This is a genomic window from Streptomyces sp. NBC_00846, assembly GCF_045207325.1.
Lineage (GTDB): Bacteria > Actinomycetota > Actinomycetes > Streptomycetales > Streptomycetaceae > Streptomyces.
On the sequence record NZ_CP108846.1, the window covers coordinates 8,201,465 to 8,228,393 of the forward strand.

Annotated in this window: 22 protein-coding genes and 1 pseudogene; 13 read left to right on the top strand and 10 right to left on the bottom strand. The window is 67.2% G+C overall.

All coding sequences use genetic code 11. The features are described 5' to 3' along the window. Positions 1 to 388: 388 nt before the first annotated feature. Positions 389 to 1,795, top strand: coding sequence for an IS1380 family transposase (locus OG936_RS37940; RefSeq protein ID WP_406494361.1), 1,407 nt, complete (start codon positions 389 to 391; stop codon positions 1,793 to 1,795). A 597-nt stretch (positions 1,796 to 2,392) separates the two neighbouring features. On the opposite strand, the gene OG936_RS37945 is transcribed toward OG936_RS37940, so the two are convergent. Beyond that, entirely contained in the window at positions 2,393 to 3,466 is a 1,074-nt protein-coding gene (locus tag OG936_RS37945; RefSeq protein WP_406500260.1) for a helix-turn-helix domain-containing protein, read from the bottom strand. A 221-nt stretch (positions 3,467 to 3,687) separates the two neighbouring features. Here OG936_RS37945 and OG936_RS37950 point away from each other — a divergent pair, with 221 nt between their 5' ends. Continuing rightward, positions 3,688 to 3,867 carry a hypothetical protein gene (locus tag OG936_RS37950; RefSeq protein ID WP_406500261.1) on the top strand — a complete coding sequence of 60 codons (180 nt, stop codon included), beginning with the start codon at positions 3,688 to 3,690 and terminating at the stop codon, positions 3,865 to 3,867. Between the two features lie 140 nt (positions 3,868 to 4,007). Here OG936_RS37950 and OG936_RS37955 read toward each other — a convergent pair whose 3' ends face one another. The 3 genes from OG936_RS37955 to OG936_RS37965 all read right to left on the bottom strand — a co-directional run bounded on the left by OG936_RS37955 (position 4,008) and on the right by OG936_RS37965 (position 8,475). Beyond that, the gene (locus tag OG936_RS37955) at positions 4,008 to 5,459 is read right to left on the bottom strand and encodes a Helicase associated domain protein (RefSeq protein ID WP_406500262.1); all 1,452 of its coding nucleotides are present in this window, start codon (positions 5,457 to 5,459) and stop codon (positions 4,008 to 4,010) included. Positions 5,460 to 6,445: 986 nt separating this feature from the next. Then, positions 6,446 to 6,673 (bottom strand): hypothetical protein, encoded by a 228-nt coding sequence (locus tag OG936_RS37960; RefSeq protein ID WP_406500263.1) that lies wholly within the window; start codon positions 6,671 to 6,673, stop codon positions 6,446 to 6,448. A 410-nt stretch (positions 6,674 to 7,083) separates the two neighbouring features. Further along, a complete protein-coding gene (locus OG936_RS37965; protein WP_331746122.1) occupies positions 7,084 to 8,475 on the bottom strand; it encodes an IS1380 family transposase in 1,392 nt (463 codons plus the stop codon). 133 nt (positions 8,476 to 8,608) lie between these two features. Here OG936_RS37965 and OG936_RS37970 point away from each other — a divergent pair, with 133 nt between their 5' ends. Then, positions 8,609 to 9,583: a reverse transcriptase domain-containing protein gene (locus tag OG936_RS37970; protein ID WP_406500264.1), complete on the top strand. Its 975-nt coding sequence runs from the start codon at positions 8,609 to 8,611 to the stop codon at positions 9,581 to 9,583. Positions 9,584 to 9,669: 86 nt separating this feature from the next. Here OG936_RS37970 and OG936_RS37975 read toward each other — a convergent pair. Further along, positions 9,670 to 10,269, bottom strand: a pseudogene (locus OG936_RS37975) (ISAzo13 family transposase); the annotation flags it as partial. A 56-nt stretch (positions 10,270 to 10,325) separates the two neighbouring features. Here OG936_RS37975 and OG936_RS37980 point away from each other — a divergent pair. The 6 genes from OG936_RS37980 (at position 10,326) to OG936_RS38005 (ending at position 14,998) form a co-directional block, all read left to right on the top strand. After that, a complete protein-coding gene (locus OG936_RS37980) occupies positions 10,326 to 10,841 on the top strand; it encodes a hypothetical protein (RefSeq protein ID WP_406500265.1) in 516 nt (171 codons plus the stop codon). 63 nt (positions 10,842 to 10,904) lie between these two features. Beyond that, positions 10,905 to 11,708 carry a DUF6042 family protein gene (locus OG936_RS37985; protein WP_406500266.1) on the top strand — a complete coding sequence of 268 codons (804 nt, stop codon included), beginning with the start codon at positions 10,905 to 10,907 and terminating at the stop codon, positions 11,706 to 11,708. Further along, positions 11,701 to 12,264: a kinase gene (locus OG936_RS37990; RefSeq protein ID WP_406500267.1), complete on the top strand. Its 564-nt coding sequence runs from the start codon at positions 11,701 to 11,703 to the stop codon at positions 12,262 to 12,264. The genes OG936_RS37985 and OG936_RS37990 overlap by 8 nt, the downstream gene beginning before the upstream one ends. Before the next feature lie 145 nt (positions 12,265 to 12,409). Beyond that, positions 12,410 to 12,955, top strand: a complete 546-nt coding sequence (locus OG936_RS37995) for a hypothetical protein (RefSeq protein WP_406500268.1) — start codon at positions 12,410 to 12,412, stop codon at positions 12,953 to 12,955. Positions 12,956 to 13,096: 141 nt separating this feature from the next. Further along, complete coding sequence (locus OG936_RS38000; RefSeq protein WP_406500269.1) at positions 13,097 to 13,408, top strand: hypothetical protein; 312 nt, start codon at positions 13,097 to 13,099, stop codon at positions 13,406 to 13,408. A gap of 1,083 nt (positions 13,409 to 14,491) precedes the next feature. Continuing rightward, complete coding sequence (locus OG936_RS38005) at positions 14,492 to 14,998, top strand: hypothetical protein (protein ID WP_406500270.1); 507 nt, start codon at positions 14,492 to 14,494, stop codon at positions 14,996 to 14,998. Between the two features lie 3 nt (positions 14,999 to 15,001). Here OG936_RS38005 and OG936_RS38010 read toward each other — a convergent pair whose 3' ends face one another. After that, a complete protein-coding gene (locus tag OG936_RS38010; RefSeq protein ID WP_406500271.1) occupies positions 15,002 to 16,099 on the bottom strand; it encodes an IS630 family transposase in 1,098 nt (365 codons plus the stop codon). A 426-nt stretch (positions 16,100 to 16,525) separates the two neighbouring features. On the opposite strand from OG936_RS38010, the gene OG936_RS38015 reads away from it, so the two are divergent. The 4 genes from OG936_RS38015 (at position 16,526) to OG936_RS38030 (ending at position 21,483) form a co-directional block, all read left to right on the top strand. Continuing rightward, positions 16,526 to 17,767, top strand: a complete 1,242-nt coding sequence (locus OG936_RS38015; RefSeq protein WP_331755420.1) for an ATP-binding protein — start codon at positions 16,526 to 16,528, stop codon at positions 17,765 to 17,767. Between the two features lie 166 nt (positions 17,768 to 17,933). Further along, positions 17,934 to 19,547 (top strand): Mu transposase C-terminal domain-containing protein, encoded by a 1,614-nt coding sequence (locus OG936_RS38020; RefSeq protein ID WP_406500778.1) that lies wholly within the window; start codon positions 17,934 to 17,936, stop codon positions 19,545 to 19,547. Continuing rightward, positions 19,544 to 20,287: an ATP-binding protein gene (locus tag OG936_RS38025; RefSeq protein WP_331755198.1), complete on the top strand. Its 744-nt coding sequence runs from the start codon at positions 19,544 to 19,546 to the stop codon at positions 20,285 to 20,287. Before OG936_RS38020 ends, OG936_RS38025 begins: the two co-directional genes overlap by 4 nt. Continuing rightward, a complete protein-coding gene (locus OG936_RS38030) occupies positions 20,284 to 21,483 on the top strand; it encodes a hypothetical protein (RefSeq protein ID WP_331755197.1) in 1,200 nt (399 codons plus the stop codon). The genes OG936_RS38025 and OG936_RS38030 overlap by 4 nt, the downstream gene beginning before the upstream one ends. Here OG936_RS38030 and tpg read toward each other — a convergent pair. From tpg to OG936_RS38050, 4 genes are all read right to left on the bottom strand, one after another. Beyond that, positions 21,470 to 21,991 (bottom strand): telomere-protecting terminal protein Tpg, encoded by a 522-nt coding sequence (tpg, locus tag OG936_RS38035; protein WP_406500272.1) that lies wholly within the window; start codon positions 21,989 to 21,991, stop codon positions 21,470 to 21,472. The two genes, OG936_RS38030 and tpg, sit on opposite strands and share 14 nt — an antisense overlap. Positions 21,992 to 22,211: 220 nt before the next feature. Beyond that, positions 22,212 to 22,763 (bottom strand): hypothetical protein, encoded by a 552-nt coding sequence (locus OG936_RS38040; protein ID WP_331755195.1) that lies wholly within the window; start codon positions 22,761 to 22,763, stop codon positions 22,212 to 22,214. Between the two features lie 24 nt (positions 22,764 to 22,787). Continuing rightward, a complete protein-coding gene (locus OG936_RS38045; RefSeq protein ID WP_331755194.1) occupies positions 22,788 to 23,708 on the bottom strand; it encodes a hypothetical protein in 921 nt (306 codons plus the stop codon). A 274-nt stretch (positions 23,709 to 23,982) separates the two neighbouring features. Continuing rightward, complete coding sequence (locus OG936_RS38050; protein ID WP_331755419.1) at positions 23,983 to 26,370, bottom strand: Helicase associated domain protein; 2,388 nt, start codon at positions 26,368 to 26,370, stop codon at positions 23,983 to 23,985. Positions 26,371 to 26,929 lie beyond the last annotated feature (559 nt).

Sequence of the window (26,929 nt, forward strand, 5' to 3'; positions counted from 1 at the left end):
CTGATACCTCCGGCGCGCCTGCAAAAAGGCAGACTCCCGTACCCGCTCGTCCACTCCCAGGGGCCGCGTCAGCCGCCACAACTCGTAGTACCGGGCGCGCACGTCCGCGACCTTCCTCCGGGCCTCCGCCAGATGGACGAGCGCTGCACCTCTCGCAGCCGGATCCTCCGCTATAAGTCCGAACGCCCACCCCAGTCGCTCAGCCCATGCACAAGCGTCGTCCGCATCTGTACCTGCCTCTTCAGCCACGCACGGGATCATCTCCTAGCCTCGCCGTTTCACTTGGGTACGGCTGACTTTGGGGCGGAAACGCGAAAGTGCCTTCCTGACCTGGGACGATGAACCTTGCTGAGGGGTTCTGTCGGTCCAGGCGGAGGGCACTTTCTACGTGCAGGCTATCGGGTTGCGTCCCAAGGTCCATGTCAGTGCCGATGGTTCGGGGGTGGTCGGGCATGCCGGGGCACGGTTGCTGGCGGATCTCGCTGATGCCACCGGGCTGACCGCCGCGTACTCCGCCGCTCTCAGGTCGCTTCGGCCGCGCGGGACCGGGCATGATCCGGGCCGGGTCGCCACCGACCTGGCGGTAATGCTCGCCGACGGTGGCGAGGCGATCGCGGATCTGGCCGTGCTGCGGGACCAGGCAGGGGTGTTCGGCCCGGTCGCCTCCACGCCCACCGCTTGGCGGTTGCTCGCCGACACCGACGAGGCTGCACTCGCTTCGCTGCGAGCGGCCCGCAGTTCAGCCCGGGAAGTCGCCTGGATGCAGGCCGCCGAGACCGGTGAGGGCATACCTGCTGCTCGGGCCGGCGGACGAGAACTTCCCGGCCTGGTTCTGGACCTCGACGCCACGCTGGTGACCTGCCACTCCGAGAAAGAGCAGGCCGCACCCACCTATAAGGGCGGCTTCGGCTTCCACCCGCTGCTGTGTTTCCTCGCGAACACCGGCGAGGCCGTGTCAGGGCGGCTGCGGCCCGGGAACTCCGGAGCCAACACTGCCGCCGATCACATCACGGTGCTCGACCAGGCGCTCGCGCAGATCCCCGACGCTCACCGGCACGGCACCGACATCCTGGTCCGCGCCGACAGTGCCGGATCCGCGAAAGCCTTCCTCGCCCACGTCCGCGACTTGCGGAAACGAGGAATTCGTACCTTCTTCTCGGTCGGATACGCAATCACCGAGCCGGTCCGCCGAGCTGTCCGGGCCATGCCCGACCGCCTCTGGCATCCCGCCCTGGACCAGGACGGGACGCTGCGTGACGGTGCTGAGGTCGCCGAGCTGACTGGCATGGTCGATCTGGACGGCTATCCGACCGGCACCCGCATCATCGTGCGCCGGGAGCGGCCGCACCCCGGAGCCCAGCTGTCCCTGTTCGATCAGGACGAGGGCCTGCGGCATCAGGTGTTCCTCACCGACACCCCGTACTCCGGGGGCGGATCCGCCCAGTTCCTGGAGGTCCGTCACCGCGGGCATGCCACTGTTGAGGACCACATCCGGTGCGGCAAGACCACCGGCTTCGGCCGCTTCCCCTCCCGCGACTTCGCCGTCAACGCCGTCTGGCTCGAACTCAGCCTCGCGGCAATCGATCTGCTGGCCTGGACGCGCGTCCTGCTGCTGGACGGGGAACTGGCCACTGCCGAGCCGAAGAAGCTCCGCTACCGGCTGCTGCACGTCGCCGCCCGCCTCACCCGCGGCGGCCGACGCCTGCGCTTGCGGATATCGGGGACCTGGCCCTGGAGAAACGAACTGGCCACGGCCTTCTATCGCCTCGCCGCACTGCCCCGTCCCGCCGGCTGACCGGCAAGGCCCTGACCGCCCACGACCCGAAGGACCCTGGAGAACCCGACCACCGCGCCGGTTCTCCACCATGTCCGAACACCGAAATCGCTTCGGCCACCCGACAGTTACCCCTCAACGACGCCTCATCGCCCCAACTGAAACGGCGAGGCTAGCGCAGCCAGCTTGCTCCACCCGACGGTGCAGGAGAGACGCAAGGACTCCGAAGCGCAACGGACGTGAGCAGGAACCGCCCGCTCGCCCTCTCTTCATCTCAAGTGATCACGAAACGGACGCCCGCCGACTACGCCGAAACCCTGGGCACGCGCCCCCTCCGGCGGCACGAGAGATCTTGCAGGGAATGGGAGTTCTTGCTTCCGTGTCCGGGTTGGCTCTCAGTTTGGTGTCCGGTCTTGGGCGCTGTGGAGCGGGCCGGTTCGGGTGTTTCTATGGGGTGTTGAGCAGTGATGGCCGGGCGCTGGTGCTGGACAAGCAGCGAGGATTGGCTGGTCACGGAGTGAGGATTACCTGGTCAGCGGAGTGAGAGCTCCCACTGTTCCCGCGGCTTGGCGGGAGTTCTCCTGTGATTCGACTTCCGCCAGTGCACGTTGATTCATATCATTTTTTTGAATCGCATCTGACCGATGAAAGGCTATTGTCTTCGCCAGGGTGATCTTCCAAATTCACCCCATCGCCCGACATGTCATGCTCTTTCCCTTTGAAATTGTCATCCGGGTACCAATAACATGTGACGCCGGACACGGCATTGCTCCACGAGCTTATCTGATTATCGAGCCCGTATTCTCTGAGTGAATCAATTTCCCCTCCGGGTGCAAGGGCAATTCCACCTCCTTCCCAAGTGTCTTTCGTGTAAAGACACAGCAGGGGCAACTCCTTGCAATCGCTTCCGAGTTGATAGACACTGGACTCTTCGGCGAACGGATAATGGTTCGGAACGTAAAAGGCCAGCGCACTCGCCAGCGCTCCGCATAAAAACGCTGCCGTGATCAGGATCCGGCGTGATCGTGTACGAGTGCCAAGCGGCTGTTGCGGGGGCCCGCCAACCGGGCTGGATACGGGAGTATCGGAGGGAGGGAACTGACTGCGTTGCATCGAATGGGCGTCCAGGTCAAACACGACCGCCTCTCGGCGTCGGGCCAGCTCAGCACGGCTCTTTTCCAAGGCCTCGGCGCTCTCCTCTAGACGCAGTTGCCGCTCGCTGTTGGCAGCTGCCTCAGCACCGGCCTCTTGGAGCCTGGCGAGCTCGGCCGTAACGTCCTGCTGCTGCTGGCGAACATCGGCCAGTTCTATATTGAGGGCTTCGAGTTCCAGAGTGAGTTCGTAGACGCGCAGCAACTGGCGGTAGCCGTGGGTGCGGCCTCGTTCCTGGGGCCGGTCGCATAGGAGGCCCAGCAGGCGCCCGTAGGAGTCGCGGGTGTCCTTGCGGACGTCCGCAGTCACGTCAGTCCTGCTCTGGATCTCCGCCAGGAAGCCGTCGATGTACTCCAGGTCCGGCACACGGCCGTCCGGCTTCTCGTAGATCGAGACCGTGGAGTGATCCACCCCCAAGATCCCGGCGAACTCCCGTTGGCTCTTGCCTGCGGCCTCTCGCAGCATCCTCAGGCGCCCGGATAACTCTTTTCGCTCCCGCGCCACCGGATCCTGCGCCGGAACGTGCCCCTCGTTTGTCATTGTGTTGTCTCCCCTCAACACCAGACCCTCGGGTCGCCTCTGAAAATCGTGGCCCCGAGAATTCCCTGTCGTGCTTCTCCGCCAGCCCCTCGGCACTGGAGTCTCGATGGCAGCGGTCAGCATGACATTCACCGGCTTACACGGCTAACCACCGTGGGCCCCATCGCGCCGACCGCCCGGCGTCGGGACCGCCCCGACGCACAGACACCACAGGAATCGCCATGCCTGCCATCGTCCTGCTGATCGTGCTCCTGCTGGTCCTCGTAGCCCTCATGGGCGCCGGAGGACTCGCCTACCTCGTTCACCGCCACCACACCCTGGCCGCACCCGTCGTCACCGCGATGGGAACCCTGACCGGAATGGTCGCAGTGGTCTCCCTGATCCTCACCGCAGGCAAGTGACGTGCCACGGTACCGGGTTAGGACAGCATCTCCACAGGGGTGTCCCACGCGTGAGTGATTCGCAGCGGCCAGCCGTGCGGCTACGGGTTGAGCACTGTTGGCCCGGCATACGAATGAACTCCTCTCATGCGGCGCTGTCGCTAACCTCCTTGTGCCCACTCCAGCCCGAGGCCGGCCAAGGCGGTGAGTTTGTCGGCGGTCAGTTTGTCCCGGCGGCTCTTGGTGTTGGACAGGAACACCCCGAGCTTCACCTCGCTCCCGTCCTCGAGCCGCTCTACGTGGGCCCTGGGGACGGTCAGGGAACCGGTGCGGGTCTTGTACTGCGCCAGGGCCGCCACCCCCTTCTCGAAGGCGCTCACCGGCGCCGTGGACGGCTTCGCCGGCGCTTCGAGCTCCGCCGCCAGCGGTACGACGCCGATGGCCTCCAGGCGCTCACGCTGCCCGTCGGCCAAGGCCGCCCACACCTCGGGCTTCCGCTGCTTGGCGAGCCACTTCCCGATGTCCATCCCGTGGACGGTGACCCCGGGTTCGACGTACGCGAGGATGGTCTCCTCCGCGAGCATCTCCCGCACCACCGCGTAGTGCCGCTGCCACTCGGCCGGCCATGACGGATTCCAGTCCTCGTCGATCTCCTTCAACGCGGCTTCCCACTCCGGCTTGCCAGCCAGCGCGCCAGGTCGGCGGAGGTTCGCGAGCCACTGCCCGATGGGCCGGTCCAGCATCGTCGCGGTCCGAGGCGCACACAGCGTCCAGTGCTGCTCGTAGTACGCCTTGGAGGCCTGAAGGTTCTCCTGGAACCGCTCATCAGCGACCGACCAGACCATGCCCAACTTCTCCAGCCGCTGCGCGCGCCGCCCGCTCATCTCCCCAGCCGCGTAGGCCCGCCGCTGCTCCGCCACCCACTGCCCAAGAGGTGTCGCACCCTCCCGATGTCCGTACGGCACTCGCGCGTTCCCGACCCGCTCGACGTACGCCTTCAGCTTCGCCCAGCCACGCGCCCAGTCCTGCCGCTCCGTGTCGATCACGTTGAAGCTAACCCAGTCGGCGACCATCACCGGGTCACGCGGTGCGGCAAACCGAAGCAGGAGACGGGATTCTTCCTCGCCCTCCTCGGGCGGAGTGCCGATGTACTCGGACGGCTGCGCGATGTCCTTCTGCGGCTCCTGGGGGATCGCAAGCAGCTCGATTGCCTCTTCATCGTGAGCGCGCAGACCTTCCAATACCTTCACCAAGGGCCGGTACGAGCCCGAGGTGAACATATCCTCGGGGGACTCATCGGGCTGAAGGAATACCGGCACGATCAAAGAGGCAAGCTTTCCTTCTCCGGGCTTCTGACGCAGCGCGCGGCCGATCGCCTGCACGATGTCGTGCGGCGCGCCCTTGGGATCCAGCAGGGCCACGGAGTCCACGGCCCGGATGTCCACGCCCTCCCCTAGGACGCGGCAGTTGGAGAGCACGGCCCGCCGGGCGGTGGTCCCGAACTTGCCCAGGACGTCCCGCCGGCGCTCCGGGACGTGCTCGCCGCACAGCCAGTTCGCCCAGATCTGTGCCGGGTACTTCTCGGGCTGGTCGGCGTGCAGCCGCTTGGCCACGCGCTGAAGTGATGATCTGTGGGTTTTTGTCGGTGGTGGTTCGGCATCGTGATGTCAGTGCGGGAGATACCGGGTTTCTGCAGGTCGGTTCGTTGCCGTGAGGGTTTCGGGTGGTGACACGGATGCCGATTTAGCGCTGACGTTTTTGGTGGTTATGCAGGTCAGTTGGTTGCCGATCGGTACAACGTGGAGTGCGTTGCTGCTGGTCATGAGCGTGCTGGCTTTCAGCGGGACGCCCCGGACTCGTGCTGGTGCCAGGGTGGAGGAATGGAGGCCCCGCCCCGCACTTCTAGCCTCTGCTATGGCCCTGCGCTCGTATCGCTGTGGATGGGTGCACTCGGCTGCGGCGATACGAGCTGATACGCGGAAGGGCCCCGCCGGTTGGCCGGGCCCTTCGATTCGCGTCTGGCGAGACCGGAGGTCTCCTGCGGGTTATCGGCCGATCATCTTGTGCAGCACTCCCACCCCTGCGCCGCTGGCTGACAGGCCGGCGACGACGGAGAGGGGAGCGTTGGCCGTGCCGAGGAAGGTGAGCGCTCCGACGACGAGGCCGATGAGCGCGGCCGAGACGAAGACCAGGGCCGCGTGAGCGTTTATCAGCGGGTCGTAGTCGGGTGGGCTCTGTGGAGCAGGTGATCCAACTCTTAAGCCTTGCGGACGCTGTCCTACTCCTGAGGTACTTTGAGAGTCAGTCAACGGTTCTCCCATCTCTTCATGGCGGTGGAGCCCGACGACGATGAGAGGGAGACCTCGGGGCGCGGCCAGCCTGCACAGCGATGCCGCATCTCAGGTCTCCCTTCGTCATTTCGAAGGGCGTCGTTCGACGTCCCGAATTTACGGCACCGAGGTGACAACCGAGGGGCACTCCCGGGTACGGTCGCGCGCCTGGTCCTGGGCGTGCTTCTCGCCCCGACGGCGTTCGGGCAGGGTGTCCTGGACGTGGTCGGCGAACTCGTCTCGGTATCTCCGGGTAGAACCGCCGCACCTCACGGACGCGTCTGTGGCGCCGCCGTCGAGCAGCCGCCTTCCTCGTCGCCCTCTGCCGTCAGTAGCCATCGCAGCAGACTCCGTCCGCTCCGGCGCAGCCACGAACGGAACTGGCGGAGCCGGCTGCCAGCGAGATGGGCGAGCCGCTCTGCCTGGCGCAGGTACCAGGCGAAGGCCGGCAGGGCGAGAAGGGCGAGGACGTACTGGGCGAGCTCCTGTGAAAGCATTCGAGATTTCCTTTCATCGAGACATCGAGACATCGAGACATCGAGACATCGAGACATCGAGACATCGAGACATCGAGACATCGAGACATCGAGACATCGAGACATCGAGACATCGAGACATCGAGACATCGAGACATCGAGACCGTGCACCGCCCAGGGTCGGGGTGCACGGCCTCGCGTATTCATTCGCAGCCGGAGAGGGGGCACGGGCCCGGCGCGGACGGGGAAGGCCATCCTGGAATGACTGAGCCTGGATCCACCGGGTGGATTTCGGGGTGAGGGTTTCGGCGGATTTTTGGTCCTCGCGGAGTTGACCGGTGGTTTCGGGTGTCGGGTGTCCGCTGGTCTGCCCAGCTTTTCCACGTGTCTGCAGGTATCGGGCCCTCTCGGGCGGGTCGTTTCAGGGAGCGTCAGCCGACTGGTGGTGGCGCGTGCGTGGCGGTGAACAGCTGGATGAACTCGCTTTCCCAGGGCCAGTGTTGGGGCAGGTGGAGGGTGAGGTGGCGTGCTGAGCGGGCCAGACGTGCGGGGACGTTGATCAGGTGGTCGCGGATCGTCGCGGTGGTCGCGCGGGCATGGAACGCGCAGGCCAGGGCCCCGGCGGCGCGGGTCAGGTTGTGGGCGAGGGCGGCGAGCGTGAGCCAGGCGGCGTTCGCCTGGAAGTGCCCGGAGGGGGCGTGCGCGAAGGCGCTGTTCTTGACGTCCGCGATCACCTGCTCCACCACGGCGTGCCGTCGGTGATCACGCTCGGCGTCGATCAGGGTGAGCGGGGAGTCGGTGAACGCGGCGTGGTAGCGCCAGGTATCGAAGAGCGTGCCCTGTCCCTCGGGCAGGGCCGCGGGGTTGAGCCGCTTCACCCTGCGCACGATCAATCGGGCGGTGACCTGCTGTTTCTTTGGCTTGGAGGTGAAGGCGGTGTAGGTGGTCTCGGCTATCTCCGCGTCCGAGATCCAGCACTGTCCCTCCTCGTCCCAGACCGCCTTGGGGTACTTGATCGCCGTCCACGCGCTCTCGCCGATGGCCGCGATGGCGGTCTTGACCGAGGCGTTCATCCGCGCCGTGACGGAGAACCGGGCGTCCGCGGCCCGGCAGGCGTTCACCACGTCAGCGCCGTAGAACGCGGAGTCGGCACGCACGATCAGCAGGCCGCCGGCCCCGCAGGTGCGGGCGGCGCGGATGGTCTCGGCAACGAACCCGGCCGCACCGCGTGCCGAGTTCGTGGGCCCCTTGCGCAGGCGGGTGGCAGCGATCACCGGTGCGGCGAGCGGGGTGGAGATGATCCCGAGCAGCGCGTTCAGGCCCTTGACCTTGCTGTATCCGTAACCGGCACCCTGCTTGGCATAGCCGTAGGTACGGCGGATCGTGTCGTCAATGTCCACATAAGCCACCGCCTGCGCGCCGGGCAGCAGCCCGGTGTGCGCGGCCAGGGCGGGTAGGAACCGCCGGGCCACGGCATGCAGTTGCTTCACATGACCGTGGGTGAAGGAACGCAGGAACGAGCCCAGCGTGGACGGCGCCCGCACCCCGGTGAACAGCCGGGACAGTCCGCCGTGCCGCAACCGGTCCATGTCATCGAAGCTGTCCGCACCCGCGACCATGCCGCCGACCAGCGACATCACCTTCGCCGCCGGGAAAGAACCCGTGCCGTCCCTCGAGACCGGCAGCTTCACCAGGCCCTCGACCAGCGCGGGCAGTCCGCACCGCTCGGCCAGACGCGCCACCGGCTCAAGCCCGCCGTACGCGACGAGATTCGGGTCATCGAACCGTGCGGAGACCATCGCGGCGGCATGGGAAGATTGCATCTCGGAAGTGCCTTGTCGATCGTGCCTGATGTGGTCCTAGAGAAACCCCATCATCGCAGGTCACAAGGCACTTCCTCGTTTCCGTGAGAGTCATCCACAGACGTCAAGCCGGTGGATCCAGGATCAGACCGTCGTGGCCCGGCATCTGGTGCGCAGGGTGGATCCTATATTCCATCCGGACAGCTTCGGATACCGGCCCGGACGGTCCGCCTTGGACGCCGTGGAGAAGTGTCGGGAACGCAGCTGGAAACGGGACTGGGTTGTCGAGTTCGACATCTCCCAGTTCTTCGACAGTGTGCCCTGGGACCTCCTGGTTAAGGCGGTGGAAGCGCACACCGACGCCGTTTGGGTGAAGCTGTATGTGCGGAGGTGGCTTGCTGCCCCGCTCAAGATGCCCGACGGCACCCTGCTGGAGCGGAAGTGCGGGACGCCACAAGGAGCCCCTGTTTCTCCCGTTTTGGCGAACCTGTTCCTGCACTACGCGTTCGACCTCTGGATGGCCCGGGAGTTCCCTGCTGTCTCGTTCGAACGCTATGCGGACGATGCGGTCGTGCACTGCGTCACCGAGCGCCAGGCCCGCCAGGTGCTGGCCGCGCTTTTGGACAGGATGGCCGAGGTCGGGCTGTGTCTGCACCCGACCAAGACCCGGATCGTGTACTGCCGGGACGGATTGCGGCGAGGCTCGTACGAGTACACGTCCTTCACGTTCCTAGGGTTCACGTTCCAGCAGCGCCAAATGCGGGACAAGAACGGCCGCATCAGATGGTCGTTCCGCCCCGCGATCAGCAACGATGCCCTCAAACGACTCGGCGAGGAAGTCCGCTCCTGGCGGCTCCACCGGCGAGTCAACCTCACCGTGGAAGAACTCGCGCAACGGATCAATCCGATCGTCGCGGGCTGGATGCAGTACTACGGCCGGTTCTACCGATCGGCCACGTATCCGCTCCTGATGCGCATCAACGCCTACCTGGTGCGCTGGCTCCGCAACAAGTACAAACGGTTTCGCGCGATGAGGAAGGCCATCGCGGCCTTCCAGAGGGCAGCCAAGCGCCGCCCGGGGATGTTCGCGCAGTGGAGGTGGACCAGCTCCCCCTCCTTGGCCTGGTGATCAGGACGACAAGAGCCGTATGACGAGAGATCGTCACGTACGGATCTGTGGGAGCCGGAGGGTGCGAATCCCTCCGGCTACCCGACCTTCGAGGTGCCCGGCGGAAAGTGACAGACAGTCACTTGGAGACCCGTCTCGTAGGCGAAGTCGGCGAGTTCCTTCTTCCAGGCGCGGACTCGGTAGCCGTTGGATCCCCCGGCGTCGGCGGTGACCAGCAGGCGGGAGGCCGTGGGGTAGCGGTGCCGGCCCTCGCCGTTCCACCAGCGGCGCAAGGTGGCCACCGCGAAAGCGGAGGTGTCCCCGTCGCAGCCCACCGACACCCAGCCGGCATCCGCGCCGATGTCGTAGATCCCATACGGCACCGCTTTCTGGGCACCCTTCTCGGGAAAGTCGTGGGCACGGACCTCGACCGGTTGTCCGGCGCGGTGCCACTCGCTTCCGATGACCGCGTAGTTGCCCAGGGTCTCCTTCTTCTTGGCATCCACACTGATGACCGGCTGTCCGTCGGCGAGGTACGTCTTGACCTGGTCGTTGATGTAGTGGAACTGGGCGTCCCGGTCCGGATGCCGGGCCCCCTCGGTGGTCCGCGAGGTGCCCTGCAGGGAGAATCCCTCCGCCTTCAGCAGCGTGGCCACCGTGTCCGAACCGACCCGGTGCCCCTGACGCGTCAGCTCGGCCGACCGGGACACCGAGACCGGAACCGTCCCCTACGAGCTGTATGTGCTGCAGAGCGGTGTCTGACATGAAGCTCAACGACCTCGGTCCGCTGATGGCACGCCGCCGGGACGGCGGCCTCAGCTTCGATTTCGACCGCTTCCGCGCCGACCCGGCACTGGCAGCCCTGCAGTGGCCGGACGACATCCTGAGGGACTTCCTCTTCGACCACGGCGACAACGGCCACTTCGTGGACGACTACGGAGACGTCGATCTGTGCGCCATCACCTGGAAGCTGGAGACGATTCCGGCCGCGGCCTTCCCCACCATGCCGACCGGCGAGAGCGACGCCGGCTGCATCGAGAGCTACGCCGCGGACCCGGTGTACTGGGTCAAGGTGCGGCCACCGGAAGTCGGCCGGCACTGGGAAGACCACGGGACGTGGCTGCGCCCACCGCTCCTCATCGACCGGCGCCTCCTGGACCCGGCGGACAGCGGACTGCAGGTCCTGGAGGGCCGCACCCGCGTCGGAGTGCTGCGCGGCCGCCTCCGCGAGCAGCTGCGCGTCGCTCCCGCCCACCAGGCGTGGGTGGGACGTCCGTGACAACCTGCCGCGTCTCGCTGCGTACGCTGCGAGCATCGAGGTGTTTTCGAGGAAGAGCTGCGGATGAGTGAGAAGGCGTCTGTGCCCGGGCCGCGCCGGGACATGACGATGCACAACGACTGGTGGGTGTCGGGCTGGGAGCACGTCCTGCCCCGTCAGGGCTTCCCGCTGACCATGCTGATCGGGACCGCGAGCCAGCCCGGTTTCACAGGCTCACTGGACGACCTGGTGCACGAGATCTTCGACGGGCACTGGGACATGATCGGCGGCGACCTCGACGGCGCGCTCACCTTCTCCTGGCCGGATGAGGAATGGGACTACGAGGCCGCGCCGGAGGGCCGCGAGGCATGCGAGGCGGCCCGCTGGGAGCAGTTCAGCACCATGCTGACGACAGTCGGCTTCCCGGTGCCCACCACCGTGCGGGACCTGTCCGAGCTCTACCTGACGTGGGGCCTGGCCCGCTGCGAAGAGACGCCGGACGGCACCCGATGGTCCATGCCCGCCGTGCTGCCGCTGCCCGGCGACCTGCTGCCCCTGGACCCCGAACTCACCGAGCGCCTCGACGGGATCCGCTGGACGATGCGCACCGGCCCGCTCCTCGACACCCTCATCGACCACCTGGTCGACGATCTGGGTGAACCGGCAGAGACCCTTACCTCCCTGGACCGGCTTGCGGTAGCTACGGGCCAGGACGTCGACGACGTCCGGCTCGCTCTCGCGGAACTCGTGAAATCCGGCGACGCCCGTGTCCAGCGCGGCGAGGAGCCGGCCGACGCGGAGCGCCTGGAGGCCCACCGCCGCTTCCGCCTGGTCATGGACTGGGAGCACTTCCACGAGAACCGCATCCAGGTCAGCCGCGGTGACTGAGGCCGCGCACGGCACCGTGGGGACCAGCGACACGCGCCTGATCGTGCTCCGCGGCAACAGCGCCTCGGGCAAGTCGTCCGTCGCGGTCGGCCTGCGCGAGAAGTTCGGCCGCAACCTCGCCATCGTCGCCCAGGACAACCTCCGCCGGATCGTGCTGCGCGAACGCGACCGGCCCGGCGGTGCCAACATCGGCCTGATCGACCTCACCGCCCGCTACGCCCTCGACAACGGCTTCCACGTCGTCCTGGAGGGCATCCTGTACGCCGACCGCTACGGCACGATGCTCCAGGACCTGGTGCGCGCCCACCAGGGCGTCACACGGTGCTACTACCTTCACGTGCCCTTCAAGGAGACAGTGCTCCGGCACGCGACGAAACCAGACGCCGAGTACCTTGCGCACGTCAACGAGGGCCACCTACGCGACTGGTACCGAGAGAAGGACCTGCTCCCCAACAGCCTGGAGACCGTTATCGACGCGGCCAGCACCCTGGACGACACGGTCCAACAGATTCTCTCCGAGAGCGGCCTGGACGGCATTCTCCCGATCGACCGCTGAGGGGCGCCACCGCAGGTACGGTCATCATCACGGCACCGACAACGGCACACACCACCGGACCCAGGGGGCAATGGGCGTGGAGGACAGATCGCAGAGCATCCCGTGGGGCGGTGAGTGGCGACGTCACCTCCGCTCCGATGCCGAGATGGATCTCGTGCGCTCGTGGATGCGCCGTGTCGAATGCCCGACCTGCAAGGCAGCCGCAGGGCGGGGCTGCCGCACCGCGGGCGGCCGCCCGACCAACGGACACCGTGCACGCCGTGACGCCGTCGGCCCCATCCCGTACGCGAAGTGGCGAAAGGAGGGCCTCATCCCGGAGCAGCGGACGTACACGATTCCGGCCGTGCTCAAGGAGTCGGAGGAGGCCCGCACCGACTACAACGTGGACACCGCCCTGGCCGACGGTGTGGCAGTCGTCCGGATGTTCCTCGCCGACCGGCTCGGGTTGTTCCTCCAGGGCGAGGAGGCCATGGACCGCATCGACGACGCCGTGCGCAAACTGATCGAGGTCCGTGGCCCGGTGGGGACGGCCGACGTGGTCACTGTCCTCGCCAGCCAAGTCGCCTCGCTGCTGGCTGCGAACGCCGGACCCGACGGCGATCCGGAGGCCCTGTTCGACACGATGATCCGCGCGCAGATCGACATGGTCCGCAGGATGAATGCGATCGAGAAGGAACGAGCCGACGGTTGACCGGCCGTCGTGACCGCGATCTGGGCAACGAATAGTTAGCCACGGCGATCGGGAACATGGACGGCCGGCGGGCCAAGGAGATGTACAACTGCAGTACCAACGTGCACGCTGGCGTGTTCCGTTCGAGCGAAGGGCAGAGCTGTGCCCGACCGACCTGAAATCGTCTGCATCTGCGGCTCTACCCGGTTCGTGAACGAGATGCGTGCGGTGAATCGCGATCTGACCCTCGCCGGGGTCATTGTTGTCGCGCCAGGCGAAGCAGACGAGTTGATCACCGACAAGCAGAAGAAGGCGCTGGACGCCCTCCACCTGCGCAAGATCGACCTGGCAGACCGGGTTCTGGTCGTCAACCCTGGCGGGTACATCGGCGAGTCCACGAGCAGGGAAATCGACTATGCCCACGCCACCGGCAAGCCGATTTCGTTCACCGATCCCGCCCCCGCTGCAACGTAGTTCGCCGGGGGAGCGGCCCAAGATCCCAGGGCCTACACGCACACCAGTGCGATGCCGCAGCTCAGAACCCCCGGGCATCGCACCCCAGTGCGTGTAGGCCCTGGGAGCAATGCCGCTGGCCCCGGATGCGATCTCTCGGGTTGGTGTCAGTGGTGGTGAGAGACAGTCGCCATCTCTGTGTTGTCACTGGTCAGCGGCGGTTTCGGGGTGGGGTTTCGCTGTCTTGGAAGTGAGAGATGGTGTCGGTGCCTGCTGTCACCGGGCGAGAGATGTGCAGGTCAGGCGCTGGCACGAAGGCGAGAGTTCTCACTACGAACGGCTCGTCCAGCATTCCGAGACCTTGATCACTTGGGCGGCCATCACCCTCATGACCAGGCGTCTCACCCGAAGCGGACGGACGAGGAAGTAAGGGCCCTGACCAGCCGAACTGTCAGCCCGTCTCCCGGCGAGGGAAGAAGCGCCTCCGCAGTCGATCACCGACTTCACCTACGACAATCACCAGCACAGCACTCGCCGCACACCCCGCGAGGTCCGTCGGCTGGTCGAGAACCTTGGCCAAGAACCAAAAGGCCGCGGTAATAGCCGCCCACCACATAACCCACAAGCTGATCGCGGACCACCAGCGCCGTCTCTTCACGCCATCAAGATACGTCCCTCACGCTCTGATCTGAGCGGCCCGGGGTCAGAAACAGGTGCTCGCCTTCAACAGCACCATCATCGAGACCGGCACCGATTCCTACATCCTCGCCAGCCCCCGAGCCCAAGCCGACGAAGCTTCCAAGGCGGGCTGAAAGCACATCGGCATTGACCAGAAACCGAGGAACAGGAGGGAGTGCAAGCCGCCCCTTTCGATCCTCGACCTCTCAAGATCCGTCCCAGACCCCCAGACGCTTGAGCCGACGCTGCCGGAGCCGCTCTCCAGCCGCTGTTAGACCGAAGAGGAGTCCCATAACCAGCCCGCCCAGCGCTGCTAGTGGCTCTGCTCGATGGGTCGACCCGGCAATTGATACATGGCGGCCCATCATGCTGCTCCGGTGACAGGGCAGGTCGGAGTGTCGGCTGGTGGGTCTAAGGTCGGGGCCTATGGGGTTCACGGGGTCCTTCATAGTGGCGCGAACCGGTCAGCCGGTGACCGAGTTGTCGGCGATGCAGGCAGCAGACTGTCTGCCGTTGTGGTGGGCCAGGGACGGGGCCTGGCAGATCTTGAAAGCGTCCCCGGGTGGGGATCCCGACGGCTCGATCATCGCCGAGACAGGGGCCCCGGTCCTTGTTGTGCATGTCCTCGATAGCGACTTCGCGACGGTGCAGGCTGCCAGTCCCAGTGGTCCGACGTGGCAGTCCGTCCTGTCCCCCAAAATGGCGCGCGACTACGGATTTCCCGAGCAGTGGATCGGAGATCCGGACAGTGTCACCAGCCAGGCTGTGGCCTGGGCCGAGGACGCAGTTCTTCAGCCCGATCCGGCCGCTGTGAGAGCAGTCCTGGTAGCGGAGTGCGATCCGTTCGCCGAGGACCTGGTATTCGCTCTGACCAATGCCTTGGGCTTCTGGTTCGACACCGGCGCCGATCTGCTGTCGCTGGACGGAGAGTGATTGTCACACAGCCTTCGCCGGGTATTCGGTCCAGGACCTGATCGGTGAGTCGGGTGCGAAGGCCGTCTTCGGCTCGGCGTTGGCGTTGTGCCAGCGGACGTAGGAGGCGATGGCGGCATTCTGCTCGTCGTGGCTGCGGTGGTCGGTGCCGTTGAGTGCGAAGTAGCGCAGGGCCGCAAACTCGGACTCGATCCAGTTCAGCCAGGACCCGTAGGTCGGCAGGAAGACCAGCTCGACGTCGTTGTCAGCGACCCAGGTCCGCACCTCGGCGTGCTTGTGCGGGGAGAAGTTGTCCAGCACCACGTAGAGCTTCTCCCCGGGCCAGCGGGCTCGCAGGGCCCTGAGCAGGCCGAGGAACTCGCGCCACCGCTTGCGCTTTCGGATGCGGTAGTACAGCTTGCCGGTGGCCAGATCGAGGGCGGCGAGCATGTGCATCACGCCGCCGTAGCGGTTGTAGGTGGCCCGCAGCCTGCGCGGACGCCTCACCGGGCCCCACGCCTTGCCCTTGCGGGGCATCAGGTTCAGCGGCCCGAACTCGTCGACGCATATTACCCGTCCGTCGGCAGGCGGGGTGTCGTACAACGCAAGAACGCGGTGCATCTTGGCGATGAACTCCGGGTCGGTGGACGCCTTCCACGTGGTGGTGGTCTTCCAAGAGATCTTGCCGGCGCGCAGGATCCGGCGCAGGGTCTCCCTGCTGATGGCCGCGGTCACCTTCTGCTTGACGAGGTGGTCGGCGAGCTTGCTCAGGCTCCAGGTGGAGAACGCCGTGATCTTCCAGTCGGCGGGGGACGTCCGGGCGATCAGGCAGATGTGCTCGCGCACCTTGTCACTGATCGTCCTTGGGCGTCCCCCGCTCCATTTTGGGTCCAGCGCATCCAGCCCCTGCTCGTTGAAGGCGTGGATGACATCACGTACATAGTCCTCGCTGACCTGCATCAGCACGGTGATGTCCTTGACCGTCTGGCCCTGGGCGGACATCAACACCACGATCGCCCGGCGGAGTTTCACCGGGTCCTTCGCGGTCCGGCTGATCCACTGCAGCTTCCGGCCCTCCTCCATGTTCACCGGCCGGACGAACACACTCGGTCGACGTCCCACAACCACCTCCAAGATCAGTCTTGGAGACAGTCTGCTGGGTCACGAGCAACAGGTCGATTACCCGGCGAAGGCTGCGTGACAAGCCACTAGCACGGGACCGTCAGTGTCGTCCTCAGACGACACCATCAGGATGCGATGTGTCGGTTTGGTGTCAGTGGGTTGGTGTCAGTGACGGTATGTCAGTTCGGGGTGTTTTCGCTGGTCAGGCGTTGAGGAAGGGCGAGGTCACTGACGTGGGGCGGTGTTTGCTGCCGTTGTGGCTGTCACAGGGCGGTACACCCCGCCCCGTGCCGCTGTCTCGGGAACGGCACTTCTGATCCTTCGATGGCTGCGCGGCGGCACGGTGGTCGGTGTCGGTGTCCGCCGGGGGAAGGGCGTGGGGTGGGGGAGTCGGGCGTGTGGGGTGAGGTTACGGCGGGGTTGAGGGTGTCCAGGCCGGTGCTGGTGGCGCGGTTGCTGGAGCTCGATGCGGCCGGGGCGTTGACCACGGCGCACGTGCGTGCGGGCGCCCAGGTCGGTGGGGTGACTGTGCGGACGGTGTGGCGCTGGCTGGTGGCGGCGCGGTCGGAGGGCCGTGTGGGGCGGCGGCCGCGGGCGCGGCTGGAGTTGTCCGACCAGGCGTGGGAGGTGCTGGCGCAGGCGGGCGGGAATGTGTCGGTGCTGCACCGGCACCTGAAGGATGCCGGGGGAGAGGTGCCCTCGCTGGCGTCGTTGCACCGGGTGGTGCGCCGGGACCTGGAGGCCGGCCGGGTGCTGCCGGATCGCGTGGTGGTGCGGCGGGAGCGGGAGGAGCAGCAAACGCGGCAGGCACTGGCTGACCTCGCCCTGGCCGGGCCGCGTGAGGATGACGTGGCGAAGGCTGCCGCGCTCCGGCTGCCGCGCTCCGTGCCGACGGCGGCGTCCGCAGTCCTGCCGTCGGGGGAGAGCGGTGCGGTGGCGGGGGTGGCGTTGCCGGCGGGAGCGCAACTGGTGTGGACGTCGGCGGTGCGGGCGGTGGCCGAGGCGGTCGGGCAGGCGATGGCGGCCGAGGGCGCGGTGTGTGTGTTCGGCGACCCGGGCCGGGGCAAGACCGCAGCCGTGCGGATGGCGCTCCACGAAGTGCCCGCGGGCTGGAAGGTGACGTGGGTGCCGGTGCCGGTGCGCCCGTCGGTGGCCGGCATGCGGCGGGCGGTGTTCGACGCTCTGGCGCTGCCGGGCCGCTTCCCGCACACGTCTGCGCTGGCCGACACCGCGGTCGCAGGGGCTCTGGGTGAGGCACGGGTGCTGGTGGTAGATGAGGCGCAGCGCCTGCCCGTGCCGTGCCTGGAGTACCTGCAGAGCCTGTGGGACCACCCGGGCACGCGGATCACGCTGGTGCTGTGCGGGGCGGGCACCGAGCGGGCGGTGTCCCGGCTGCCGCAGCTGGCATCGCGCATCGGCGCGTGGCAGGAGGTTCCGCGCTTGGCCGCAGCGGAAGTGACGGCCGTGGTGACCGGCTTCCATCCGCTGTGGCGCACCGTCCCGGCCCCGGATCTGACGTGGATCGACCAGTCGTGCGCGCACGGCACGTTCCGCACGTGGGCCGCATTGACGTCCCACCTGCAGAACGCGCTGCTCACCGCCGCTGACCCGGTCGTTGACCGGGTCTTGCTGCGGCGGCTGTTCCAGCGGGTCGCGCCACCGCTGTGAACGGAGCGCTCCTGCACAGGGCAGGAGGGCGATCGCACGCTCCCGGCACCCGGCATGAAAACGACGTCCCACCCGCGCGAGGGGAATTGACATGGAGGACAGCGATGCCGTCCGCGCAGGCGGCGGATTGCCTGCGGCATCGAGGACGGCACTGCGCGGTCCGACGGTGCGGCGGCTGCTCGCACTGCGGGCGGGGGGAAAGCTGACAGCAGGCCATGTACGGGTCGCCGCGGACGCGCTGGGGGTGTCCGAGCGCACGGTGTGGCGGTGGCTGGCCGCCGCTGAGAGCGATGAGGCCGCGGCCGCCAGCCCTGGCGCTCCGCCCCGGGCCGGTGCGAGGTTCACGATCACGCCTGAAGTCCGTGGGCTGTTGGCGCTGTGGAAGGGGAACGTGCGGGCGGTCCATCGCGAGCTGGTCCTCCGCGCTGCTCGGAAGTCTCCGCCTGCAGACGCACCGTCGTTGACGACGCTGCACCGCGCGATCCGTCGGGATCTGACGCCGGGGGAGCGGTCCGGGCTTGCGGGAGGGGAGCGGGCGGCGCGCAAGCATGATGTGTTCCTGGCCCGGCCGCGGGGCTGGCGTAACCAGGTGTGGGAGAGCGACCACATGCAGGCCCCGGTGCTGGTCGAGGTCGACGGCACTGCCCGCAGGCCGTGGATCACCTGGTTCACCGACTGCGCCACCAACGCGATCACCGGCGTCGCCGTCACCCCGGTGCACCCGTCGCGGGAGTCGGTGCTGGCCGCGCTGCGCTCCGCGGTCCTGCGCGAGGACCCCTACGGCCCCTTCGGCGGCCTGCCGGAGAAGGTACGGGTGGACCGCGGCAAGGACTTCCTGTCCAGGACGGTGACGGCCGCGTTCGATCTCCTGGACGTGACGGTTCAGGACCTGCCCGCCTACACCCCTCATCTCAAGGGCACGGTCGAAGGGCTGAACCGTGCGGTGGAGGCGATGCTGCCGGCTGCCCTGCCCGGCTACGTCCACCAGCCGCGCCCCGGCAAGCGGCCTTCCCGTCCGAAGGACGAGGTGCTGCTCGGCTTCGAGGACTTCACCGCCCGGCTGCTGGCCTGGACGCTGTGGTGGAACACCGAGCATCGCCCCGAGCCGCTGCGGGGCAGGACCCCACTGCAGGCGTGGCAGGACGATCCCACCCCGCTGCGGGACGTGCCGGCCGCGGATCTGTGGACGTTTACCCTGGAAGACGCGGGCACCCGCACGCTGACAACCCGCGGAGTCCGCTTCCGCAGACGCGACTATGTGGGCGCGTGGATGACCGGCCAGGCCGGCATCCAGGTCAGGGTCCGCTTCATGCCCCACCACGACCACCGCATCGAGGTCTACCACGCGGCCACCGGCCGCTACCTCGGCCCCGCGGATCTGGCCGACCAGGCCACCAAGGAACAGGTCAGCGCCGTACGGCGGGCACGGGCCGCCCGCAGCCGCCGCCTGAAAAAGGACCTGGAGGCTTCCCAGCGCGAGCGCTACGCCGCTGTGAACCAGCCGGAGGCACCCCGGCTACTCGGCGCGCTGACCACCGGGCAGGCTGAGGCCGAACTCGCCCGGGCCACCGACACCGAGCTGTCGCAGTTGTCGCTGCCGGACCTCATCCCGCCCGCCGCGCCTCCGGCCGGGTGGCGTACCCCTGCTTCCCTGGCTGCGCTGACCACGCCAGGCCAGCCCGCCCCGGTCCCGGCCGGGAGCGATGGCGTTTCCGCCCCGGACGGCCTGGACGGGCGGGTCGCACGTCCCACCACCGACGAAGACGGAGACGCCTCGTGACCGCGGCCACCTACCAGTACGTCGACCTGCCGGACGCGTCCGTGGTCACCACCCGTGCCCTGCTCACAGCTCGGGAGAACATCGGCGACACGGTCGCGGCGAGAGCGATGATGTGCATCCACGGCGGCGCCGGCTTCGGCAAGACCCTTGCGGTCAATACATGCCTGCGCGAACTCGAACCCGGCGAGGACGTCCGCAAGATCACATTTCGTGCCCGGCCCACGGCCCGCGCGGTGCGATACGAACTGTTCACCGCGCTCGATCTGGCCGGCGAACCACCGCGCCACCCCAGCGAGTTCGACCGCCTGCTGAAAACCGCCCTGGCCGAACGCCCCCGCACCTTCCTCGTCGACGAAGCCCAGTGGCTCAACGGCGAGGCCTTTGAATACTTCCGCTACCTGTGGGACGAACCCTCAACCCAGCTCGCTATCATCTTCGTCGGTGGCGAGGGCTGCCACACCGTGCTGCGCCGCGAACCGATGCTCTCCTCCCGCGTCTTCATCTGGCAGCACTTCACCCGCCTCACCCCCGCCGAGGTCCTCGAGGTCATCCCGCTGTTCCACCCCCTCTGGGCCGACGCCGACCCCGACGACATCGCCTTTGCCGACCAGCACTCCGCGCACGGCAACTTCCGCGCCTGGGCCCAGCTGACAGCCCATGCCCGTACTGCCCTGGCCCGCACGGGACGCTCCGTGGTGGATCAGGAACTGCTGCGCTGGACTTTCAGCCGCCTCGCATGACCGCCACCCGCCGCACCCCGCCGCCTGTCGCGCTGGTTATGGACCGGTACGACGACGTCGCCTACACCCACACTGCCCTGGCAGCCCACGATCCCGCCGCCGGCCGGATCACCCTGCACCCGGGGCCGGGAACCACCAGCGACACCGCTCTCGCCCATGACCTTCTCGTGGCCCTGGGCAAACCGCCGTTGCTGCCGGGCCGCTTCCACGCGGGCCGACAGCCCGCGTGGCAGGCTGCCACAGCCTGGATCGACGCCTTGCCCGCCGCCCGGCTCACCGTCCTGCGCGCCCACCGGCTCACAGTCCGCCGCCTCGGGCGCCTCCTGCGCCTGCGCGACACCACCGGCATCCCCCTGACCCTGGTCTGCCACCGTCCCCACCTGACCACCGCGCTCCACCAGGCCCTGCACCCCGTGCCCCACACCGTCACCAGCAACCTGGACACCGCCCGCAGCCACTACTACGAAGGCACACCCGCAGCAGCCAGCCCCCAGCCCTCCGCGCAGATCCCGCCCGCGTCCCCAGTCCGATGGATGACCATCCCCGCCCTGGACCGCCTCGTCTCCTACGACAGCACCCAGCCCTGCACAGGCCCGTGCACGCCGGCACCGATCGACTGGCGGCACCGGCCGCCGCCACGCCCCCTCACCGAAACAGCCGTACGCGAGATCACCCGCAGAATCCACCAGGCAACCGCGCATCCCCGGTTGGCCGCCGCCTTGGCTACCACGCTGCTCACCCGCGCGTCGTTCCAGCAACTCCTCACCGTCCGTGCCGAAGACCTCGGCCCCGACGCGGCCACCCTCGCCTTCCACGACCCCGCCCGCTACACCGACGGCTGCGCCTCCCACCCGATCCAGGCATGGGCCCGCCCCTTCCTGCGCGCCGCGGCATCCTTCGCCGCCCTCACTGACAGCCGGGAACTGCTGGCCCGTCAAGACGAACGCCCCCACATCCTGCGCCTCGCCGAGAACGCCAGACTGCGCCCACCCCAGCCCCAGCCTCCGCTCCCGCAGCCGGCCGGCACCGGCGGCGTCGTGTGGGACTGGGCGGAACGCGGGCAAGCCGAGCGCTACGAGACCCTGCTGTCCCGACCCCAGAAAGCCGTCCCGACCGCGCCGGTAGACCGGTACATCCGCACACCGCCTGCGGCGGACCCGATCTCCTCGACCACCGACCCGGTCAACCGATGGTGAAGTCGGCGAACTCGACATCCGAGAAGGCCACCTGGAGCCCGTGGGCGCGCCCTCCTCCGTCACGGAAGTAGGCATGCCCCAGCGAGCGGGCCAGGATGACCATCTGCTGCGCCTCGCCGGCACCGGCGTCCCGGGCGGCGAACAGCTCCCGCGCGACCGCGCCCGACAGCCGCTGGGTGATCAGCCGCCGACGGGGGTCATCGGAGGAGCCGACCGCGGACGCGAACCCGAACCGCGCCCGGGTGTGCAGGGAGAAGCCGCGGGCCTCGGCATCCGCTCGTAACCGCTCGCGAATCCGGGGCTGCCACCGTGCTCGGACGGCATCCTCGATTACCTGCGCCTGCACAGGGCCCGGCTGGCGCATCCCGGGGCCGGAGGTGACCCACCGCTGCACGGTCCGCTGCGAGACTCCCAAAGCAGCCGCCAGCCTCTTCGTGGACCCCTTCTCGGCCCTGAACAGGAAGCCCAGACGGGCACGGACACTGACCGGCACAGGCCGGGTACGCAAGGCCCGCTCTAATCCTTCGTTGATCTCGCCCAAGACCCCGTCCGCTCGCCGCGCCGACTACCTACCGCTCCAGAAATCCCACATTCTCGTCCCCGCGCCGATCTGTTTCCGCGTACTGGTGACTGCGGTAGCCGACTTCAGCTACCGCCCTCAATCTGAGGTTCTGTTGCCCAGCCCGGGGCCACAGGCCGGCCGGGCTGGGCAACAGCGAGCACCTTGTTCACGATGTGTTCTGGTGCCGGCGCAGCCAGTCAGGGTCCCGCACTGGTGTGGCTACTGGCTCAGGCTCGGCTGAGTCCGCGTCTGATACCTGCATCATCCTGTCGAACAGCCAGATGAGGCGGAAGAAGCGTAGTGCCGCGAAGGTCATGGCGAATTCGAAGATGAACCGTGCGGATGCGGGGTCCTTGTCTCTGTCGAGTGCGAGTGCGCTCAGCAGCAGGGCGCATACCAGCGCGGTGCCGCGCAGCAGGCTGCGCCAGCTTCTGCGGAGGCCGACTTGATGGTGGCGGCGGACAGCGCGTAGGCGTTCCCCGTTCGCCGCGGTGTAGATGGAGATCGCGATGGCACTCAGTCCGCCGATTGCTGACACCACACCAGCAGCGGCGGCGTACAGGTCAGTTCGCTGCGATGAGTCGATCCACGACAGCCAGTCTCCTGATTCGGTCGTGCGGATCGCCAGAATGTGAGCGCAGAGTACGAGCGCTGCTACGAGGTAGTCGATCCAAAGATGTTCTGCCCACCGATCCGCGATGGTGTCGCGTACCTCCACAGGCCCCCCTCGTCTATGCCCAGGTCATGAACCCCCGGCATCCACTGCGAGTCGCAAAACGTCCTCGTGTTCGGCCGCTGCTCCCAGGATGGCATCCACCGCTGACATGATCCGGATTGACCTACCTTCTCCATCTGTGGCCGGTACGCGTTTTTTAGCCGTAATGCTGTGTTCTACTAGCTCGACGAGCCGAGTCTGCTCCGGCCCGCCCGGCTCGGAGAAGACCAGCCGGGCCCGGGCCCGCTCGGCACCTGTGACCACATCGGAGATCTCCTCCAGGTCAGCCAGGAGATGTTCGCGGTGCTCCCTGAGCTCCTTCTTCTTAGGCACAGAGATGATCATGGTCACGCTGATCTCCCCGTACGATTCCCCGGCTACACGGAGAGTCCGGGCCAGCCCACCGCGACGCTTGCTCAGAGCACCCATCTTGTTGGCCATGATCTTCACTTCTACCCGGCTCGCGCCAGAGGCGGTCTTGAGTTTCTCCACCTCTGCATGCGTTACCACCGGGCGGATCTGCAGCTGCCTGCCAGGGAAGATCTGGATCCCGTTGAGCCACGTCTCCAGCGCCTTATGCGACGGCGCAGACACACCTCCCTGCATGATCCCCACAACGTTGCCGAAGGGCAGGAAGCAGATCACCGACGTGTCCAGGTAGCCCTCCTGCGCCGACTGTTCCAGCTCGCGCAAAGATCCTGTGTCGAAGTTCATGACAGACAACCACTCGCCGGCGTCCTTCACACGATGCAAGAGAAGATGGTCCTGCATGTCGTAGGTGGCGATGGTGCCCACCATCTGTGAATCAGCTTCGAAAGTTCGGGCTGCGACGGGTGCCTGTGAGAGATCCGAGAGTGTGCCGTCCCAGTCCATCAGCTCGGGGATGCGTCGGGCTTCGCCATCCTTGAGGACGACCACCTCGTAAAAGCCGACCGTGCGTTCCTTCATGTGGCCCAGCGTTGCCAAGGCGCCCCCTCACTCGTGCCGACAGCAGCAAGCCATGCTTATACGTCCGACCAACAGTCGGTCACGGTCTGCTGCACAGATCGTAAACCTGCGCAGTAGGCCAAAAGGGTGCGAACCAGCGAACCGGAATCGGATCCATGTCGGCTCGGCACGCCCGCCGTCGGCCTTCGCCCTCGTAGCTCACGACACGTCAGGAGACGCTGCGGTTGCAGGCTGCCGGCAATGTCACTCCGAGGAGACCTTGTACCGCCCGTCGCTACGCCGCCGCCCACTCCAGCCCGAGGTCGGCGAGCGCCTGGAGCTTGTCGGCGGTGAGCTTCCCGCGCCTGCTCTTGCTGTTACTGAGAAATACCCCGAGCTTGACCTCCGTGCCGTCCTCCAGCTGCTCTACGTGGGCCCTCGGGACCGTCACAGAGCCAGTGCGGGCCTTGTACTGCGCCAGGGCCGCAACACCCCGATCGAACGCCCCAGAGCCGCCCTTGGACGCCTTCGTGGGCGCTTTCTGCTCCGGGGGCAGTGGTACGACACCGAGCTGCTCCAGGCGCTCACGCTGCCCGTCCATCAGCCCCTGCCAGACGGTGTGCTGACGCTGCTTCTGGAGCCATCGGCCGATGTCCATGCCGTGCACGGTGACGCCGGGTTCGACGTAGGCGAGCGCGCTCTCCTCCACGAGCATCTCCCGCACGGCGGCGTAGTGGCGCTGCCAGTCCGCCGGCCACTGCGGGTTCCAGTCCTCGTCGACCTCCCGCAGCGCCGCCTCCCATTCGGGGTGTTCGTCCAGGGCGCCGGGGCGGCGGAGGTTGGACAGCCATTGCCCGAGTGGCCGGTCCAAAGCGGTCGCTGTCCGGGGCGCGCACAGCGTCCAGTGCTGGTCGTAGTACGCCTTCGCGGCCTCCAGGTTCTCCTGGAACCGCTCATCCACGAGGCTCCAGACCATGCCCAGCTTCTCCAGCCGCTTCGCCCGAAGCCCGGTCATCTGCCCCGCCCCGTAGGCCCGTCGCTGCTCGGCAACCCACTGTCCAAGGGGGTACGCGCCCTCCTTGTGCCCATATGGGACTCTGGCGTGAAGCTCGCGCTCGGTGAACTTCTTGAGCGACGCCCAGCCGCGCGCCCAGTCCTGCTTCTCCGTGTCGATCACGTTGAAGGACACCCAGTCCGCGACCATCACCGGATCCCTGGGAGCCGCAAAACGAAGCAACAGGCGGGATTCTTCCTCACCGTCCTCGGGCGCTGCACCAATGTTCTCGGACGGCTGCGCGACGTCCTTCTGCGGCTCCTGCGGAATAGCCAGCAACTCGACGGCCTCTTCATCGTGAGCCCGCAGACCTTCCAAAACCTTCACCAAAGGCCGATACGACCCCGAAGTGAACATGTCCTCCGGCTTCTCTCCCGGCTGGAGAAATACCGGCACGACCAGAGAGGCGAGCTTGCCTTGTCCAGGCTTCTGGCGAAGCGCCCGACCGATGGCCTGGACGATGTCGTGCGGCGCGCCCTTCGGGTCCAGCAGGGCGACGCTGTCCACGGCCCTGATGTCCACACCCTCACCCAGGACACGACAGTTCGAAAGCACAGCCCGCTGCGCCGTGGACCCGAACCCGCCCAGGACCTCCCGCCGGCGCTCCGGGACGTGCTCGCCGCACAGCCAGTCCGCCCAGATGTGCTCGGGGTACTTCTCCGGCTGGTCGGCGTGCAGCTTCGCCGCCACCCGCTCCAGACCCTCCGCGTACGCCTGCGCCTCTATCGTCCGGTGGTGGAAGGTAATGCACGTCTGGAGGCTGTGCTGGCTCATGGTGTGCAGGAGCGCGGCCTGGAGCGCCCCGAGCCGCTGTCCGCGGACTTCCTCGCTGCGCCGCTCCTCGCCCATCAGCCGCTCAGGGGTGACGACCGGGTCCTGGAGCTCCAGGACGATGATCTGGTAGCGCGCAAGCAAGCCGCGGGAGACAGCCGACGCCAAGCTGAGCTTGTAGAGAACGGGCCCGAAGACTCGTTCGTCGTCCATGCTCGCCGCCATCTCCTTCGGCAGCGGATCGCGGACCCCTTCGGCGACCTCCCAGTTGGGCCGCTCCTGCCAGATCCGCGGCGTGGCCGTCAGGTACAGGCGGCGGTGCGCCGGGATGACGGCCTGGTCGTGGATGTCCGCCCACGCCTTGCCCATCGAGCCACTTGTCCTGTGGGCCTCATCGACCACGGCGAGGTCTACCGGGGCCAGCTGCTGGCCGTAGGCGCCCTTGAACGCCTCCGCCAGGACGCCGAGGCTGGCGTACGTCGCGTAGATGGTGACCGGCCCCGTGCCGTGCCACAGCGCCAGCTGCACGGGGTTCGTCGTGGAGCGCACCTTCAGGCTCCACAGCTCCGGGTCGTCCTGGAGGCTGCACACCGTAACCGCCGGCCCCTTGTGCCCGACCCGGTGCCACTCCTTGACCGTCTGCGCCAGAAGATCCAGGGTCGGCACCAGCACCAGGATGCGCCCCTTCGGCAGCATCTCGCGAGCAGCGAAAGCGGCAGTGATGGTCTTCCCGGTGCCGCATGCGGAAATCACCTGACCACGCAGGCCGTTCACCGGAATTCCTCCGGGAGGGATATCGAGGCCGCGCTTAATGGCGTCAACAGTTTCAATCTGGTGAGCGTGCAGATCGCTTTTCATCATGACCACGGGGAAATGCTCCTTCTTTCGGAATGTGGCGCGCAATCAGAAAGGGAATCCCGACGCGATGGTATGGCCCGGGGGATGTGGTGTCTGGTCCCATACGGTACACAGTCATGACACGTGATGCATCACTCGTGCCCCAACTTTCACCATCAGAGTGATACATGGCCGAATCTTACCCCGAAACAACCGGTTGTCCTGTATGCTGACGAGGTGTTGGTGAACGTGAGCGGCCGGTTTCGAGGGTGGGGGAGTGGTTCGGGTGGAGCGCAAGCGGAGCCCGTCACTACGGTGGGCCGGCACTCGATCAGACCGACGGTCCGTCACCCTCGTTGCGGGGGACAGCTGGGATTCCCAGTCGCTACACAGGCCCGCACGTGATGCACCCTCACCCCGTAGCCAGCCCAAGGAGTCTCGCTTGCGAGACTCCCGCAATCGCGCTTGCGCGAATTGACGCCCTTTCAGAATTCCGTTTACGGAATTCATTCCCCCGCTTGCGGGGGAATTCGAATTGCGCTTGCGCAATTCGCACTCTATGCAGCGGCTTGCCGCTGCA

What these genes read in the sequence shown, in the direction of transcription:
- OG936_RS37945 (WP_406500260.1), bottom strand. Translation starts at nt 3,466, where the DNA reads ATGACAAACGAGGGGCACGTTCCGGCGCAGGATCCGGTGGCGCGGGAG.
- OG936_RS37950 (WP_406500261.1), top strand. Translation starts at nt 3,688, where the DNA reads ATGCCTGCCATCGTCCTGCTGATCGTGCTCCTGCTGGTCCTCGTAGCC.
- OG936_RS37960 (WP_406500263.1), bottom strand. Translation starts at nt 6,673, where the DNA reads ATGCTTTCACAGGAGCTCGCCCAGTACGTCCTCGCCCTTCTCGCCCTG.
- OG936_RS37965 (WP_331746122.1), bottom strand. Translation starts at nt 8,475, where the DNA reads ATGCAATCTTCCCATGCCGCCGCGATGGTCTCCGCACGGTTCGATGAC.
- OG936_RS37980 (WP_406500265.1), top strand. Translation starts at nt 10,326, where the DNA reads ATGAAGCTCAACGACCTCGGTCCGCTGATGGCACGCCGCCGGGACGGC.
- OG936_RS37985 (WP_406500266.1), top strand. Translation starts at nt 10,905, where the DNA reads ATGAGTGAGAAGGCGTCTGTGCCCGGGCCGCGCCGGGACATGACGATG.
- OG936_RS37995 (WP_406500268.1), top strand. Translation starts at nt 12,410, where the DNA reads ATGGATCTCGTGCGCTCGTGGATGCGCCGTGTCGAATGCCCGACCTGC.
- OG936_RS38005 (WP_406500270.1), top strand. Translation starts at nt 14,492, where the DNA reads ATGGGGTTCACGGGGTCCTTCATAGTGGCGCGAACCGGTCAGCCGGTG.
- OG936_RS38030 (WP_331755197.1), top strand. Translation starts at nt 20,284, where the DNA reads ATGACCGCCACCCGCCGCACCCCGCCGCCTGTCGCGCTGGTTATGGAC.
- OG936_RS38045 (WP_331755194.1), bottom strand. Translation starts at nt 23,708, where the DNA reads ATGAAGGAACGCACGGTCGGCTTTTACGAGGTGGTCGTCCTCAAGGAT.
- OG936_RS38050 (WP_331755419.1), bottom strand. Translation starts at nt 26,370, where the DNA reads ATGAAAAGCGATCTGCACGCTCACCAGATTGAAACTGTTGACGCCATT.